The sequence below is a fragment of the Okeania hirsuta genome, from assembly GCF_003838195.1.
Lineage (GTDB): Bacteria > Cyanobacteriota > Cyanobacteriia > Cyanobacteriales > Microcoleaceae > Okeania > Okeania hirsuta.
The window spans coordinates 1-17105 of the sequence record NZ_RCBY01000167.1; the positions used below are offsets into that span (position 1 = coordinate 1).

Genomic DNA, 17105 nt, shown 5'->3' on the forward strand with positions numbered 1-17105 from the left:
CTCAGGAAGAGGGCATTGCTCCTACTGGTCACTTATTTCTGCCATCCTGCACTAGGATGAGTTTTACCCTTCTGACCAGGCCATAGGAATTGGTGGTCTGAAGGGTAAAACTTGCAGTAGGCTTTTCTGTCTTGGCGACAGGATTATGGATTGAGCTTTGGGGATAGGCATTCATTCATGGGGTTGACTGGGCTTATTGATTGGGCTTCCACAAATTCTAGTTTACTTCATAAATCACTTTTTTTTAGTGGTCACTTTTTGGGGCTGGCCTCTCCGATGCGATCGCACCTCTGAGTATTCTATCTCAGGAAGAGGGCATTGCTCCTACTGGTCACTTATTTCTGCCATCCTGCACTAGATCGGTTGAGTCATTATCTGATTCTTCTAGGAGCGAAGTTCAGATAAACATTCGAGCTTTTTACCGAGCAACCAAAGTTGATAACGCTCAACCACCATACGATACTATTAATCTAAAAGTGTTCTACCCAGGCAAAATGTCAGGTAGTGAGCAACAACAAAATCAGGGTATTGTACCTGCAGATCGCCAACAAGCTCCTTTTCCAGTAGTGATTTTATTCAATGGCTTTAACACCAACCCCGAACTTTACAAATGGCTAGCTATTAAGTTGTCTGAACGAGGAATGGTAGTAGTAACATTTGCCTGGGTTGCAGAAAACTTTCCTGGTATAATTAGCCTGACACCAGGGATTGATATTGCAATGTTAGCTCCTGATACTTATGGTACTGCTCCCACTGCTTCAGCTTTACCAGCAATCCTCAAAGAGTTAGACCGGATAAATTCAGACGGCATCCTAGCTGGTATGCTTGACCTAAAAAAAATTATTTTGGGTGGACATTCTGCTGGTGGCAGGGTGGCAATAGAAAGTGCTAGTCCTAACTTTTTTCCGCAAGTGGTAGCTGCTTTTGGTTATGGAGTACATACAGCAGCAGGTACAATGTTAGGATATGAAGCAGCAACAATTTTACCCCTGCCAGACTTACTGCCGCTGTTGTTAATAGGTGGTACTTGCGATGGAGTTATTGCTAATAGTAGTAACCTTTATGATACTATTTGGGAAGAAGCTACAACACCAGTATCGCGGACATTTGAGGAAGCAATTTCAGGAGGAAGAAATGATAGCTATTTGATGTTAGTTCAGGGAGCTAATCACTTTTCTTTTGCTTATCCATTTGATCCTACAACAGGTACATCTTTTCTCGACTTTCCTGCAACTCAACCAGAAGATGAAATTCGTTCTCTCATGGCAGAAACAATAGGTTTATTTATTGATGCCCACGTTCGTCAACAGGCAGCAGCATTTGATAAACTGAAGGAACTACTTAATAATGGTCATCCCTTAATTAAATCATTGGAACGCAAATAATGTCTGAAATGAAATCAACACAAATTAATCAACCCGGTCTCGTATTAATCAACCCGGTCTCGTACTTACACCTGGCGCTGAAGGTTGGTGGGACTCCGAACGCATCTCCTCACCACGCGTAATTCATAGTCCAGATGGCACCTGGAAAATGTGGTATTATGGGAGCGATGCCAGTTTTGACCGCCAAATCAATTTACCAACAGGTCGTTGTGGTCTGGCTATTTCCTCTGATGGCGTCAAATGGGAAAGAGTAAAAGGTCTCCTAACAATGGGAGCTATATTTGAACCTCACCCAGACGAAAATAGATTTGATTCTGCTCATGTTGGCGTGAGTGATGTCTACTTTAGTGACGGTCTTTACTGGATGTGGTATTTGGGTGGCGATCGCCAAGTTCTAGAAGTAGGAAAGTTTCAAGCTAAAGGTATTCAGATGCTTCCTGGTTGTGCAGTTTCTCGCGATGGCATTAATTGGGTGAGATTGGAAGGTCCTCACCGAGGTGCATTCCTGAGTCCTGGTCAACCAGGAGAATTTGATGCTTTATTTTGTGCTTGGCCACAAGTCCTTCGAGATAGCTCGTCCTGGAAAATGTACTACCACACCCTAAACCCAGAAAGACTATTTTTAGTAGGTTTAGCGGTTTCCCAAGATGGTTTTCAGTGGGAGAAAGTCGGTCAAATTTTAGGACCAGGAGAACCGGGAAGCTTTGATGAACGTGGTATTGCTACTCGTCACGTCCTGAAATGAAAATAGATGGTCAGTATTTGATGTTTTACGAAGGTGTTAACCAGAGTGGATATCATTCTATTGGTTTGGCTATTTCTTCTGATGGCATTGACTGGGAAAAACAACCAGGTTCAGAAACTGGTGGGTCTATTTTTAGTCATGCTCCTAAAGGTTCTGGTCGTTGAGATGCATAGGCGATCGGTACTCCTTGTGTTGTACCGATGGTAGATGGTAGTTTTCGGATGTACTATATCGGTGCTAATGAAGGAGGTCACGATGAGTTATCAAGTCAGCATCAAATAGGTTTAGCAGTTAGTGATGGTTCTAATTTTCGCAAGTGGCATAGATGGGGGGAGTCGGGAGTGAGGGAGTAGGAGAGTGAGGGAGTAGGGGAGTGGGGAGTGGGGGAGTAGTAAAAATAAGAATAATTAGGGCTTGCTGATTAAATCTCAAAGCATTGACTGATATTGGTTTTAGCATTTTTTGGTCAAAAAAAGTGCCAGTTTTTCAGCGGAAAAAGCTCAAAAAGCTAGTATTTTGGGACGATTATGCCAGAAAAATCACTCTTACAATTTTTCCGACTACCTCCTCTATGATTCCCATTTCTCCTGAACTCCTGTCTTCTCCCCCTACTAAAACACTTTTGAGCGCAAACCCTAATTAATGCTAATACCAATTTGAAAAAAGAATGCTACAAAAAGGTAGATGTCGATCGGATATGCTTAAAAATAGCTGCTCTAGTTCATTTTATATTAGGACTAAAGCCCAACTACGAGCTTGATTATAACTTTTTCCCTCTTCCTTCTTCCTTCTTCCTTACCTTTGCTATACAATACCGATGCTACCGGACATGATATGACTCCTGACTCCTGCTAATTACAGCAATGCTACCGGATTTGATATTAGCCTTCAGAAGCCTCCAAAATACTAACCAATTCTGAAATCTCTGTAATAGATTTTATTGCTGTATCTGCCAAAAAATTATGGCCATTGGTAGTAGGATGTATGTTATCAAAGAATAAAAAATCATCGGGGTTAATTGCTCCAGAAGCTAAGAAATTATCCGTGACATTCGTAAAGCCAAAATCAGTAGGGTTAGCAATAATATTGTCAACGATAGTCTTAAAATCAGGGCTAATAATATTAATATTCGGGTCTTGCTCTAATATTTGGGAAGCTGCTGCTAACCCACTATTGTGACCTTCACTTAATAAGCTTAATCCCTGTTGTTGTTCTGGTGGTAAACTCTGTCCGAATGGAGTCAAACCTAGATCGGGCAAGTTTGGCAACAGAAAATTTCTGGCTCCAATGCTTGCTAGCTTATTTACTGCCACTGACAAATTACCCACACTTGACTGTACACCTTGGGTGCTACCTCCCAAATAATCATTTGCACCTGCCCACACTACATACAAAGCATCAGGATCAGTTTCTGGAGTCTCTGCAATAAAATTGTCAATTTGTGTCTGCAGTCCAATTAACAGTGGGGGAGTACCCTCTGGCAATAGATTATTGGTATTATTCACAAATCCTGTGGTGGCTCCATTTACTGCAAAATTGAGACTAGAGTTAGATGTTAACTCTAATTGTGGTGCAAGAGTTTCTATCCATAGAGGGCCGTTGCTAGTGCGACCTTGAAAATAGGGAGGACTGGGTGGTAACAGACCGCCAGTAGCAACAAAAGCATTACCTGTATCAGACAAACTATCGCCAAACACATAGATATCGCTGAATAACGAACGTGGCAACCGTCCTTCAAATTGACCAGCATTGAGAAAGTGTTCTGTTGCTGTCAGTGAGGTAGTTACTAATGCTTCAGCAACATCTGAGTAACGGTCTAGATAAAAACTGGTGTCTAATAAAGTACTGGGGTTACGTTGTTCAAATTGACCAAAATTGATGAAGTGTTCTGTAGGTGTCAAAAGATTTTGTTCTACAGCAGCAGCAACTCCAGGGTTATTAGCGAGATAGAAATTAGTATTGAAAATAGCGTTGGGGTCGCGACTTTCAAATTGACCAAACCTAATAAAATGGAAAAAGCCATTACTGACTGTGCCATTGGCGACTGCTTCAGCCACTCCTGGGTAGGTTTCTAAATAGAATTGTTCATCAAATAGTTCGTTGATAGTTAATGCCATTGGTGATTTTGCTCAATTTTTTATATTTCTAGAAGGTATGGTTTATAGTGTTTATCCTATCATTTAAACTGCAAAAAATACTCGTTATAAATGGCAATAAACTCTGACTTCAATAATGTTCATGACTTACGCATAACTACCACTTATGGTAGAGGTTAACGGCTATTAACCCCTATAAATCGTGTATACTTTCGTCTTTTGTGTAAGTCCTAATGTTAACAAAGTAAATCAGCCACAAGTGAAAAATAGGGGTTGCACATTATGGAATGATATTACCAAAAATCAGTTTAGACTTTAACTAAAAAAAACTATTAATTAGTCATTTTAGCAATTATAAAATCCAAAATCCTGTTCATCAAAAATATAAAATCATTCGTCACTGTGCAACGCCGAAAAATAGATATTTCCAAAGAGGGAATAGGGAATAGGAAATAGGGATAAAAATTGATTTTATTTTTGATTTTTGGAGATGTCTATTAGTCAGATACTGGGTATGAATTGACGTAATATAAGTCTGAAATTGAGGATTTTCATGATCAGGCATTAGTAACGTTGTCATGGCAATTATCAAGAGGATACTAATATTTGGTAATGATCATCAAAAAAATTAGAAGTGATTTAGCAATCTCTCTCTGTATTACCGAATAATCAAGGTTTAATACCAAGAACGATAAATGTTTGCTACAAATAACTAGGGGATTTTTTAGGAGTCAACCCACCCCTAACCCCTCCCCCTCCCAGGAGGGGGAGTCAGGAGTCAGGAGTCGTATGGGAATGGCTTCAATACCACTTTTTAGGTTGGAAATCATCTTTTTTGTCAAAGGGATGTCTCCTGAAAATTATTTTTATCCCTCTTACTATTCGTAACATTCTTTTTTCAAAATGGTATAATACCAAGAACGATAAATGTTTGCTACAAATACGAACGACTTTTGCTAGTAGTAAGTAGTCAATAATCAGTAGTCAGTAGTTAGTAGAAATAGCTTGAATCTTGTTGATTACCAGAAAATTTATATTTTTCATCAAATAGATATCCTAGCTCAAGTCTTTTGGCTGGTGCTTATTATTGGTAACATTCTTTTTTCACGCTTGGTATAAAGCCTCTCTTTTAAAGAAAAAAAATTTCTCCTTTTAGTCAATCCTATTGGTTTTCAGAGAGAGGTAATTGTTAATTATTAATTATTAATTGTTAAATTTGATGTATAGCAATCATAAATCATTTGTAAAAAATCTCAGGATATATAAAAACCCTGAAACTTTTACCCCTATTCCCTGTTTCCTAAATTCAAAGATTTTTTTTCATAACTGAAATAGGATTGCTATAGATATAGCAAGTTAGCATTGAAGTGCATCAGTAGTCAGCTTTTTAGTATTTATGAATAGGCTTGAGAAAGTACATCCCAAATTCTGTTTTTTTTAGTAAAAAAGACGAAATATTCTTAATAAGAATATGGATTATCACATCAGATAACCCATCATAAATACCATAAACAAACTTATTTATGTACTTGCCTGTTTCTTCCTGCAATTACTAATTAGAGGTCAAAAGCACAAAATCAGTTACTTGATCTCCATTGTAAGTCCGCCAATGTTCTGATACTTGAAAAAACTGTTCATTATTTGGAGTTTGATTCACAATTCTGAAAATTTCTGAAGGATAATTTTTTTCTTGGCAAGGTTGATTTTTTCTGAGACTAGCAACTAAGTTTTCCATAAATTGATACCCATCACAAAAGGCATTTGGTGGATAACCCATTTCTCCTTCACTATAAGCTTTTCCAGCAATATAAATTATATTGTGATAAAAAGAATGTGAGTCCATCTGCTCTATATATCTGTGTAATTTCAAAGGTGATGGCGCGATTAAGTAGACATCTTCACAGTCAGGTTCACAATACATCAATTCATCCCAACTTCTATAAGATTGTAGAGTTTCTCCTGACTCTAATTCATAACCTAAAGCAAACTGCATTTCATCTAATAATTCTGCTTCCCAATCTTTTTGAGATATTCGTTCAAGCCAATTATGAATAGTATTATATAGTTCCATCTCTGATAGGGAAAGCAAAGCTATTTTTACAGCTTCGGTATGTAGTTGAGTTTTGATTTTCATGACGTTACCTCCTGTTTTGTATAGTGAATAAACTTTGATTGAATTTATATTAGTTAGCTTTTCTGAAGGATATATCCTTCAGGATTAACTATAAATATTTAGCAGTATTCTACTTGTATAGGAAGTAGAAGATGATAATTTTAATTCCCCCTATTAACAGAGTTATCTTTTGAAGATTACTCCTATAATTTCGAGGAATACCATTTTCTTTCAGCTTTTTATTTCTATTACTCTCTAGTGGTCACAGAATAACTATTGATTTTATTGATCCCAATCGGTAAATCCATACACTTAGGTAGGAATTTCTTGTGGGTAAGAAAATTAAATAAGCAATTATACTGTTAGCACACTTTTTCATACTCCTCCGCTTGGAAGGCCCTTTACGACTTTGCGTTGTCATATCGGCCTTGAGTAGAGAATATTTATCTGCCAAAACTCTTATTATAGTATATAAACAAATTTTTGTAAATCAAAATGTTGGCAGTGTGTATTGATTTTTGATTTTTTTTTTGACCTGACTGGAATATGAAATGACTAGTAAATCAAGGGCGATCGCCTGATATATAGAACCTATTTGCTATCTATTTATATAAAAGATAGGGAGTAGGGAGCATTTTTCTACCTTTTTCCCCTATTCTATTTCTGAATTTCGTGACTTCTGAGTTCTGAGTTCTGACTCCTATACCAAAAGCACATACCGCGCACAAAGATATCAAATGGGTTCTATAAATAAAACAAAGATTTTAGGAACAGACAAGATAGATTCTATATATAGAATTAACTCATTAATTGAGAAAGCAATGGAGATTAAGAGTAAAGATATAGCGGATAGTCTTTGAATAAAAGTTTTCTCTAGAGGCATTAATTTGCTTAACGCCGTTGTTCAAAACCCTTAGGAATGCTAGTTTTTCTATTTGTCACTTTTGAGAGAAAACCATCTATAGAAATATATATTCCCTGTTGATCTTCACTCCCTTCAGCAATAAATACTACGTTATCTTGATCAAATGCAGGGCAAATTCCAAACTGAGTAAATTTTCCTGTACCTTCTGGCATGGCAGTATTGTGGTTAGCTATAGTTTTTAGATAACCATTAATATAAAGGTAAATTACTTGCTGATTATTATTTCCTTCTCCTCGAAAAACAACATTACCATTCTCAAAGGTGGCACAAAATTTTGCATCGGTTAAGGTTTTTCTAGATTGAGAAATAGATTGACTATTTTCCTCCTGTCTCCTGTCTCCTGTCTCCTGTTTCCTTCTTCAAGTTCAATAAGTCAATTTTTCCACCGACAATCAATGTTTTTTGAACTATTATCAATTACCCATTACCGAACATTAAATAGATTCCAAAACTTCTAAGACTGATTTAGGTAATAACTTATCCTTAAACCAGACAATAGGTACTGGCACATCTTTCACTTTTACACCAGCTTTTTCCAAATTTAGTCGTTCAGAAACTGCCAATATTAAATTATCGCACTCAGCACTCTGCACCTGATAAAATTTCTTTTTTAAATATTCCGGTCGCCAATATCCAACTATTTCTAATAAATATGATTGCCCACTGGGATGTACCAGTCTAAAGTCAGGAATCATTACACTACCAGGAATTGGAATTAAATCAACTTCTCTTTCTAACTTCCACTCGGTTTTTAACTTAGCCCAACGTTCTGCAAATGATGCTTCTAACATACTATCGTAGGGTTTTCCTGGTGGATAATGACTAACTAGATCGCAATCAGAGTTAAGGCTAAATCGACCTTTTTTCCAAGCTCCACTATAGGTATCGCGATTTTGTAAGGTTGCGTGTAAACTCCATTTTGTAACGTGTAGTAATGCGGGCAACATTTTTGCTAGTGCTAAACCGTAACGAGTACTAGGTTTAAATAAACTATAAGGACCATCAATTGTAAGAGTAAAACCATGGTCAGCATCTCCTTCTATATAAGTCATTAATTGAAAGAGTTTTACATACCTAAATAAGAGTTTGTATTCTCCTGGGTCGTTGCGATGAGCATTCAATTCAATATGACTAGCTTTGTAAAAAATACCTTGTACTTGAGACAGATTATATCTATGTAATAATGCCTCTGATGTGGGAGCATCAAATTGAGTCAAAATTCTATTTTCTTGTAAGTCAGCATAGAGACCTTTTTTAATTTCATCAGGCACAACTTCTCGGTTTAATTCTTGACTAATTTGTGCGGCTAATTTTTCTAGAGTTAATTCTGTTGATTGGATACTAGGAACAACTTCTGCTGCTGTAGTAAAAACACGTTTTCTTAATTCTATTGGTTCCAGAGGACTGATAATTTCAAAAGTAGAAAAACTGCCTCTCAACATATGTGCTAATCCTCTTTTGAAGCGATAGTTGGGGTCATCTCCTTCAATTTCTTGTAAACGTTTATCGAGTTCTCCTTGAGTTTTGCCTACTGTTTCTTCAAAAGAGTTAATCATCTCTGTGGCAATGGCTAAATTTTTAGCATCAATTTTGAGTTTTTGAGGAATAATTGTTTCTCCTGTTTGCCGATGAGAAAGTAAGTCAGTTGGTAACATAGTTATTAAGTCAAAATTCAAAAGTCAAAAGTCAAAAGTAAGATTTTATCAGCTCAAAACTTTAATCCTACAGTATAGGAAATTATTTAACATTTAAAGTTTGAAACTATTTGTGACATCTTTAAAGTGAAGAGGTAATTATCAATTATCAATTAATGAAAATGTACCACCACCGAAATTCTTTATCCATAGCAAAATAGGCCATGATTTTTTGCTTAGTTTTCTAGGGTTGTTTTTTTATGTGTGAAAAAATCTGGCGTTCAAGATGTTATATCAAATCCGCCTAATTGCATATAGATCCAATAATGTCATAATCAGAATTTTAAGCTATTGATTATTGTGAGGTTATTTAACCGGATTTGGTATTACCCGATCCGTAGCTCTTGGGACGTTCAATTCATCTTTCCATTGACTAACGCTACAGAATTATGTTTGCACTAACATACCTCTCATGCTACTGTAACATACCTAACTGTCGAGGAGGACTGCCTATTCCTGCTTAATTCATCCATTCATTTACCAACGCTAAAAGTTTTGACTTTCAGTAATGCAAGCTAACTTTTGTAGTAGTGTTTTGCCAACGTCTCTGAAGGCAACTCCCCAAACATGGCTTTGTAATCTTGAGTAAAATGACATGGACTGTAAAACCCAAATTTACTGGCGAGAATGCTTATAGTACAATTTTCGGGTTCCCTTGCTTTCAGGAGTTGTCGCACTGCATTAAGTCGTCGCACCTTGAGATAACGCATCGGACTCACGCCAAATAAATCTTTAAAACCAAAAGATAACGCACAACTGCTAGAACCTAAATTTTGAGCTAGTTGTTTTAAAGTCAGAGGTTTTTCTAAGTCTGTTAACATTTCTTTTTCAGCTTGGGCAATCAACTTTTCTCTTCGGGAAGCTTTGAGGAAAGACTTGGAATTTAACTTAATGGGAATCTGACTAATCAACAAAGGAACGAAATCATCGGCAACCAGTTTTTCAATATGAGGGTTTTGAAACCAAGTTGGTTGGTGTACTGATAACCAAATCAGTTGTTTTAAGTAATCTTTAATTTCTTGTATTCCAGTTGGTAACAAATTCACATGACGTTTACTCCGGAAATTATCGTCTAGATCGTGGCGTTGTAGTCGATCTGCATAAGCATTAAAAGTTTCAACGGGCAGTATAAGCTCTATCACCGTTGCACCGTGAGGAAATACTGAGTCTATTTCTCTATGACCATTGAACCCAAAAATAGTTCTTTGAGGTTTAATAGGGCAACGAAAGGAGTAATATTCTTTTTCATTCTCAGACCAAATTATCGCGAAAGAGATGTATCCTTTTGGACTTTCACCTGATAATTGAACGCCTTGATTCGCTTGAGCGGACATGAAATGTAAGTTACCAACTTGAATTGATGAAAACTCAGCTAGAAGAGAACCGGGAGTGAGTTGTACGCTCTCGAGCCCTTGATAATAAAAAAACTCTTTGAAACCATCCAAATCTGTAAATGATTTGGAGATAATCTTCGGATTCGTCATCCCAGGAGCATCTTTAGTTTGGGTAATTTTACTATTGTTTGTATTCATAAATCAACTTACTTTTACACCACCACATCAAAAAAAATAATCAAACCAATTATAAATAAAATTTATATTTATTCAGATTTAGTTATTTAATTTGTATATATCAGAAAGTTATAATTTTCGTATATCTACAGAGATAGATTACCAGTAAACTAACCTTAAAGTCCTTGAATTACCCAATAACACAAGCTCATCCCAAGGCTACTTTGATTGTGGTTTGGGACATAGCTTGAATTTGTATTGGCCCTTTTAACAAGGTTTTAGTGATGTTTTTCAATAGATCGTCTTTTGTTATGAGGTTATACCCATGTCTTTTGTAAATAGAAAATCGGATTTTGATTAGGAAGAAGAGTACGCATACACCCTCGGAGTGCAGGCATTTATCTATGCGTTTCCTTGGGCTAGAAGTCGGGTTTAAGTCTCTAGGGGTTGATACATCCAATAAGTTTTATATTTTCCAAAGGTATAGCAGTACGCAAATAGGTTAGGACATTTTTAAATCCTGTTTGCGCAGCATGACCTAGGAAAACCCTTTTACAGTCTTCTGTTCCCTATTCCCTAGCGCGTAGCGCTATAAATGTTGTCTCTCATCTCTCCAGCACGGAGAGATGGTTATCGACACAAGCTAGCGGATTTGATATCACAACAGTTCGAGCAAAATCTGTCCTCAAAAAAATTATAGTAATTCAAGACAAAAGTGCTTTCAAATCAGGAAAATAATCAAGAAAAAATAGATATAAATCAACTCAATAATTTAAAAGATAATGAAGTAAACACGAACTTCATGTCGCAGACACAAACAATGGTCAAATCAAATTGGATAGGATTGATACTCTTGTCAACTGCCATTTTGATTTTATCTTCAGCTTCAATTTTGATTCGACTCAGCGAAAACGAACTCGGCCCTTTTGCCACTATCTTTAATCGTCTTTGGATTGCGATTATTGCTTTAGTAGTCTGGAAAACGTTCACGAAAGCACGCTCCCAAATCATTGAGGGTGTTTCCATTGAACCCGAAACCTACACGAAAAAAGATATAGTTCTGAGTGTAATGTCTGGTCTGATTAGTGTACCTTGTGTATTGTTATGGGCTTGGTCTTTAACAGAATCTAGCGTTACCAACTCTAACTTACTCCATAATTTAATGCCATTATTTGTCGCTTTGACTGGATGGTTGTTTTTAGGCAAAAAATTTGATTATTACTTTTTGAGCGGTTTAGTTTTGGGATTGGGAGGAACGATTTCAATTAGCATACAAGATTTCCAGATTTCTACAGATCACTTGATAGGCGATATAGCTGCTTTACTTTCTGCTTGGTTTTATGCAGGGACTTATATGCTTGTTGAAAAACTACGAGAAAAATTTTCGACAACTACAGTGCTTCTCTGGGCTTGCAGTATAGAACTATTAGTTGTTTTTCCTGCAACTTTGCTGACTGAAAATCAACTGTTTCCTTCTTCAATGAACGGATGGTTAGTCGCTATTGGGCTAGGTGTTTTCTGTCAAGTGATTGGTCAAGGAATTATGGCTTATAGCTTGAAGCAGTTTTCATCAGGATTTGTTTCTCTTTTTATATTGCTCGAACCCATTTTTACAGGCTTTTTAGCGTGGATTATTTTTGGCGAGGAATTAACACTTATGAATGGGATAGCTTTCTTAGTTGTTTTAACTGGAATTTACTTAGCTCAGTTGAGTCAAAGTGTAAACAAACAAATCTTGATTCAGGATGAAATTATTTAAAAATTCTCGAAACCTTTACAACCCATCCCAAGGCTACCTATTAGAGTTGTCGCTAAATAGAGGGAAAAAATCGCTCCAACCTAGACAGAGCAATAATTTCAAGGCCTTTTTAGCCACCAATAGCTACAATCCTTATATAACAAGGTTTTTGGGGGTTTTTGAAGTTATAAAGCGACAAGTCTATTATATAGAATTCGGTTGAAAAGTCGTCATTGCGACGACAGGAAGCAATCTCAGGGGTTTCACGAGATTGCTGCCTTCCACGGAGTGTAAGTCGCAATGACGCAGGCTATAGCAATTATCCGGATTCTATATTACTGCTAGTCCAGTAAAACATCTGTACAATATAAATTTTTTAACTCATAGTATACACACAAAAGTCTCCAAGTACTGTTAGCTCAATCCAAGAATTTAAACTTGCCTATTTTGGACGTGTTCTCTCTCATAGTCGTTTAGGAGAAGTCTACAAACTCTGCTGTCATTCACAGGGAATAGACCTAAAACTTCGACAGTTTGAAGTCGAGCCGAAAGAATTAAAAGCAAAGATGTTAAACCTAAAATCACAATCAGGTACACACATTTGCATCACCGTGCCTTATAAAGTTCAGGCTTTTGAATTGTGTGATTTTTTGACAGAGCGTGCCCGTCAAGCAGGTTCGGTTAATATTATTCGCAATCAACAGGGAGTATTTTACGGTGATAATTCTGATGGAGAAGGTTTTATCAGAGATGTCAAAAGTAACAATAGACTATCTTTTCGCAATAAGAAATTATTAGTCTTAGGTGCTGGTGGCGTGTTGCGGGGAATGTTGATGGAGCTTATCGATCAGTGTCCTAAAAGTATCTTAATTTGTAATCGAAGTCAAGAACGTCTCCAAAAGATTAAACGGGATTTTCCTTTTGATTTGATTAGCACTTGCACTTATAAAAATATTCCTCAAGAGCCTTTCGATTTTATTATCAATGCCACGTCAGCTAGTATTCAGGGACATCACTTACCCTTAAATCCGGCTATCATTGGCCCAGAAACTCATTGTCTGGAGTGTGCTTACAAAATTGCTGAACACACAATATTTCAGAAATGGGCATTCGCTTCTGGGGCGAAATCATCAATTAATGGTTTGGGAATGCTAGTCGAACAAGCCGTAGTTGCCCTAGATTTCTTTTCTAATCTTTCTATCAATTCTAGTCCAATCTTGAAACATTATGAGCGTCAAAAGTCCAACTGATTCCTGGCATGAACTCGGCGATCGATTCGATGTTTTTTTTATTGATTTATGGGGTGTGCTAATAGATGGCGAGCAATGCTTTCCCTATGCTGTAAATGGTTGACATTTCTCAAGAGTCAGGGAAAAACCGTTGTCTTGATTAGTAATACACCAATACCAATCTCTCACTTGTCAAATTAGAATTATAGGTTAGCTGGAAAAATGAAGAAGCTTAACATGAACGAATTTATTAAGAATATCTATGAAGCGGACTCGGTTGTAGGGCGTAGTGGCAAAGTTCATAAACTACACTCCACGGTTGATCGTGAAGAAGGTGAGTTTCTATTTTCTATCATTAATAGTGATTCCACGATCCGCAAAACTTTAGAAGTCGGCTGTGCATACGGACTTTCTTCCCTATATATTTGCTCAGGCATAAGTGAACGACCAGGCGCTTCACACACTATTATAGATCCTTTCCAAAATACCCAATGGGATGGTGTTGGAATCAAGAAATTGGAGGAGGTAGGAATTGATTTCTACAGCCTAATCGAAAAGAAATCAGAATTTGCGCTTCCCAAACTATTAGAAACAAATGAAGGTCAATTTGATTTCATTTTTATAGACGGATGGCACACTTTTGACCATACACTGCTAGATTGCTTCTATACAACTCGACTGCTAAGAGTAGGGGGTATTCTTGCCATTGATGATGTATGCTTTCCATCAGTGAAGCGTGTTGTTGATTTCTTAAAGAATTACCCGTGTTACGAAGAAGTGGGAGTGGTTGGGAAAAAGCTTACAAAATCATGGAAGGAAGTCGGTACAAGGTTTATATTGTCTTCAATTAAGCAAGAAAGATGGGCAAACATCCTATCGAAGAAATTGTATGGGGAAATATTTGAAGATCAAGAGAATAGAATGGTCGCACTTAGAAAAATCCAAGAGGATCAGCGAAACTGGTACTGGCATGATGACGCGTTTTAAAGACAAAGTAGATAACAAGGCAACGGCAATGGAACGTAGCTTCATTGCCTCCGGTGAGCTAATCTGGAGTGTGCTTACAAAATTGCTGAACACACAATATTTCAGAAATGGGCGATCGCTTCTGGGGCTAAATCATCAATCAATGGTTTAGGAATGCTAGTCGAACAAGCTGTAGTTGCCCTAGATTTCTTTTCTAATCTTTCTATCAATTCTAGTCCAATATTGAAGCATTATGAGAGTTAATAGTTTTATTGATTCCTGGCATGAACTCGCCGAGCGATTCGATGTTTTTTTTATTGATTTATGGGGTGTGCTAATAGATGGTGAGCGATGCTTTCCCTATGCCATAGAGTGGTTGACATTTCTCAAGAATCAGGGAAAAACCGTTGTCTTGATCAGCAATACACCAACAATTGGGGCATCTATGTCTGAGCAACTCTTATCTCTGGGTATTAGCCAAACACTTTATCAAGCCATTGTTACTTCTGGAGACACAACTCGATATCTGCTTTCTGCTGATACAGCGGCTAATAAAACAATTGTTGGTTCCCATTATTATTACATGGGTGAAGCTCAACATGAGCAGTTATTGCAGGGTTTACCCTACTCGCGAGTTAACCAACCTCAAGAGGCAGAATTTATACTGCTAACGGCAACAGATTCTGCTTTTGAGTCTCCTCAAGATTTTCAAGTTTTTCTAGAAATAAAAGTGACGATGCTATGTGTCAATCCTGATTTACATACTCTTTCACTCCTAGGAGAAAAGCGATTTTGCGCAGGTTCGGTTGCCCAAATGTATCAACAACTGGGCGGAACAGTGATTTACATCGGCAAGCCTTTTCCAGATATATTTGCCCTAGCTCATTCCCATGTCAACTTTGTAGATAAGGCAGGTATCGTCATGGTAGGTGATACGCTTTATACTGATATCAAAGGTGGGCTTGATTATGGGTTCAAGACAGCTTTAGTGAACAAAAAGTTGTCATCTCAAGATATTAAGCCTGATTATGTTTTCATGCAATTTACTCAATAGTCTGTATCTATGTTTAGTTTTGTAATCCCTTGCTACAATGGTAAGGCTGCTCTCAATAATACACTGCAATCCTTATTTTGGCAGGAAAAATCTATTCCATTCGAGATTATCTTAGTAGATAATAATTCTAGTCGGGATAATCTTGATGAGCTTTATGAAGCCTACAAAGACAAGCTCAATCTCTACTTAATTAAGCAGCCCAAGTTAAAAACTACCTACGCCCTAAGTCGTACTCGTAATCTTGGCTTGAAACTCAGCCAATATCCTTGGATGATTACTCTAGACTCCGACATTATCTTGCCTCCCCACTATCTAACAAAGCTAAGTGCCTATATCAATACAACGAATCGAGATCAAAATGTTTTATTAACAGCAGAACGTATTTTTATCAGTCGTGGTGATATTGAGCCACTGACATGGGACAAACTAACAGAAGCAGTTCCCATTGCAAGTTCTTCTAACTATAATCGTGTTGAAGATCGAAGACTTCCTTACCTCAAAAAATTGGCAACGACTCCTCATCCTTGGGCATTCTTTCATGGTTGTAATACCATTTTTCAAACCCAGAACGCCATTGAAGCAGGTGGGTTTGATGAAGAATATGATGGGCATTGGGGATATGAAGATATTGATTTTGCTTACCGCATCATCACTCGAACCGACTGTAAACCCCTGTACTTGCCCTCCATTTACTGCTATCACCAAGAAGAAGAACATTCTGCCCCAACAAATCTTGATCGTTTCGATAAGTCCAAAAATCCTAATTGGACACGCATCTGTAATCAGATTCCCGGTTTCAAAGAATTCAAACGTCAACAATACCAATCTCTCACTTGTCAAGAACTCAAATTGGATGAATCATAGAAAGCCAGAAATGTTTAATGCTAAAACAAAACTTGACATATTCAATTAAACCAATGCGATGAAAGCCAATTTTTACCTGAACCAAATTAACTTTTTAAACTAATGAACATAACTTATTTATTGACACATATAAGCTTGAAGATAGCGAAGTTTATCTAATAGACTTCTTGCAGAAGTCAGGGAATAGGGAATAGGGAATAAAATTGTTGATTTCATATCTTGAATTGATTTTATTTTTTATTTTTGGAGATGTCTAATATTTTCTCTCCATACTCTGGAAATATTTCTATAGTGTATTGCTTGGCTCCCTATCCCCCATCTCGATCCGTCTTCTCATAAGTGGAGAAATCCAGAATATTAATAAGTCCCTTTATCAAAATTAATTCAGACTATGTTGACACTTTTACAAATATCAAACTCTTCAGCTATATACTCATTCCCTTGGCTTGAACAGGGAGGACTTTTAGCGATCGCAATAGCTTTAGGATTCTTTTTATATTTTGTAGTATTCTCTACGCTCAAGTCTTTCTTTCGCCGTTCCAGCAATGAAATAGGTATTTTAACTGTAAACATTTTGCAAACTCCTCTACTAATACTTGTTGTCATAATTGCTCTAAAAGTATTAACTTACAGTTTAGGGGTGTTAGAAAATTTACCTTTCATTCAAAGATTATTAACAGCCGGAATTGTTGCTGTAATAACTTATTTGATTGATCGGTTATTTACTCAAGTAATTGCTTATTCTCTCAGCAAATATGCAGAAAAAACAGAAGCAGACTGGGATG

General features: G+C 37.0%; 15 protein-coding genes. 10 read left to right on the plus strand and 5 right to left on the minus strand.

Features of this window, described 5'->3' with window-relative positions; genetic code table 11:
• Positions 1-494 precede the first annotated feature (494 nt).
• The 4 genes from D5R40_RS22800 (at position 495) to D5R40_RS38000 (ending at position 2483) form a co-directional block, all read left to right on the plus strand.
• Positions 495-1385: an alpha/beta hydrolase family protein gene (locus D5R40_RS22800; protein WP_240038886.1), complete on the plus strand. Its 891-nt coding sequence runs from the start codon at positions 495-497 to the stop codon at positions 1383-1385.
• Positions 1386-1533: 148 nt separating this feature from the next.
• Positions 1534-2130, plus strand: coding sequence for a glycoside hydrolase family protein (locus tag D5R40_RS37990; RefSeq protein WP_205127327.1), 597 nt, complete (start codon positions 1534-1536; stop codon positions 2128-2130).
• The gene (locus D5R40_RS37995; protein ID WP_205127328.1) at positions 2127-2294 is read left to right on the plus strand and encodes a hypothetical protein; all 168 of its coding nucleotides are present in this window, start codon (positions 2127-2129) and stop codon (positions 2292-2294) included. Before D5R40_RS37990 ends, D5R40_RS37995 begins: the two co-directional genes overlap by 4 nt.
• A 36-nt stretch (positions 2295-2330) precedes the next feature.
• Positions 2331-2483, plus strand: a complete 153-nt coding sequence (locus D5R40_RS38000; RefSeq protein ID WP_205127329.1) for a hypothetical protein — start codon at positions 2331-2333, stop codon at positions 2481-2483.
• 528 nt (positions 2484-3011) lie between these two features.
• Here the strand turns inward: D5R40_RS38000 and D5R40_RS22810 are convergent.
• From D5R40_RS22810 to D5R40_RS22830, 5 genes are all read right to left on the minus strand, one after another.
• The gene (locus D5R40_RS22810) at positions 3012-4247 is read right to left on the minus strand and encodes an SGNH/GDSL hydrolase family protein (protein WP_124155257.1); all 1236 of its coding nucleotides are present in this window, start codon (positions 4245-4247) and stop codon (positions 3012-3014) included.
• A gap of 1531 nt (positions 4248-5778) precedes the next feature.
• Complete coding sequence (locus D5R40_RS22815) at positions 5779-6360, minus strand: hypothetical protein (protein WP_124144384.1); 582 nt, start codon at positions 6358-6360, stop codon at positions 5779-5781.
• An 870-nt stretch (positions 6361-7230) separates the two neighbouring features.
• Positions 7231-7416 carry a hypothetical protein gene (locus tag D5R40_RS22820; RefSeq protein ID WP_124144385.1) on the minus strand — a complete coding sequence of 62 codons (186 nt, stop codon included), beginning with the start codon at positions 7414-7416 and terminating at the stop codon, positions 7231-7233.
• A gap of 282 nt (positions 7417-7698) precedes the next feature.
• Entirely contained in the window at positions 7699-8919 is a 1221-nt protein-coding gene (locus tag D5R40_RS22825; protein ID WP_124144386.1) for a DUF790 family protein, read from the minus strand.
• A gap of 554 nt (positions 8920-9473) precedes the next feature.
• The gene (locus D5R40_RS22830) at positions 9474-10490 is read right to left on the minus strand and encodes a helix-turn-helix domain-containing protein (protein WP_240038887.1); all 1017 of its coding nucleotides are present in this window, start codon (positions 10488-10490) and stop codon (positions 9474-9476) included.
• Between the two features lie 694 nt (positions 10491-11184).
• On the opposite strand from D5R40_RS22830, the gene D5R40_RS22835 reads away from it, so the two are divergent.
• The 6 genes from D5R40_RS22835 to D5R40_RS22860 all read left to right on the plus strand — a co-directional run.
• On the plus strand, positions 11185-12228 hold the full coding sequence (locus D5R40_RS22835) for a DMT family transporter (RefSeq protein ID WP_240041638.1): 1044 nt from the start codon (positions 11185-11187) through the stop codon (positions 12226-12228).
• A 401-nt stretch (positions 12229-12629) separates the two neighbouring features.
• A complete protein-coding gene (locus D5R40_RS22840) occupies positions 12630-13457 on the plus strand; it encodes a shikimate dehydrogenase family protein (protein WP_240038889.1) in 828 nt (275 codons plus the stop codon).
• A 201-nt stretch (positions 13458-13658) separates the two neighbouring features.
• Positions 13659-14423: a class I SAM-dependent methyltransferase gene (locus tag D5R40_RS22845; RefSeq protein ID WP_124155258.1), complete on the plus strand. Its 765-nt coding sequence runs from the start codon at positions 13659-13661 to the stop codon at positions 14421-14423.
• A 232-nt stretch (positions 14424-14655) separates the two neighbouring features.
• Entirely contained in the window at positions 14656-15456 is an 801-nt protein-coding gene (locus tag D5R40_RS22850; RefSeq protein ID WP_124155259.1) for a TIGR01459 family HAD-type hydrolase, read from the plus strand.
• Positions 15457-15465: 9 nt separating this feature from the next.
• Positions 15466-16320 (plus strand): glycosyltransferase family 2 protein, encoded by an 855-nt coding sequence (locus tag D5R40_RS22855; protein WP_124144390.1) that lies wholly within the window; start codon positions 15466-15468, stop codon positions 16318-16320.
• Between the two features lie 391 nt (positions 16321-16711).
• The coding region (locus D5R40_RS22860) for a hypothetical protein (RefSeq protein ID WP_445974420.1) at positions 16712-17105 on the plus strand (394 nt) is incomplete at its 3' end.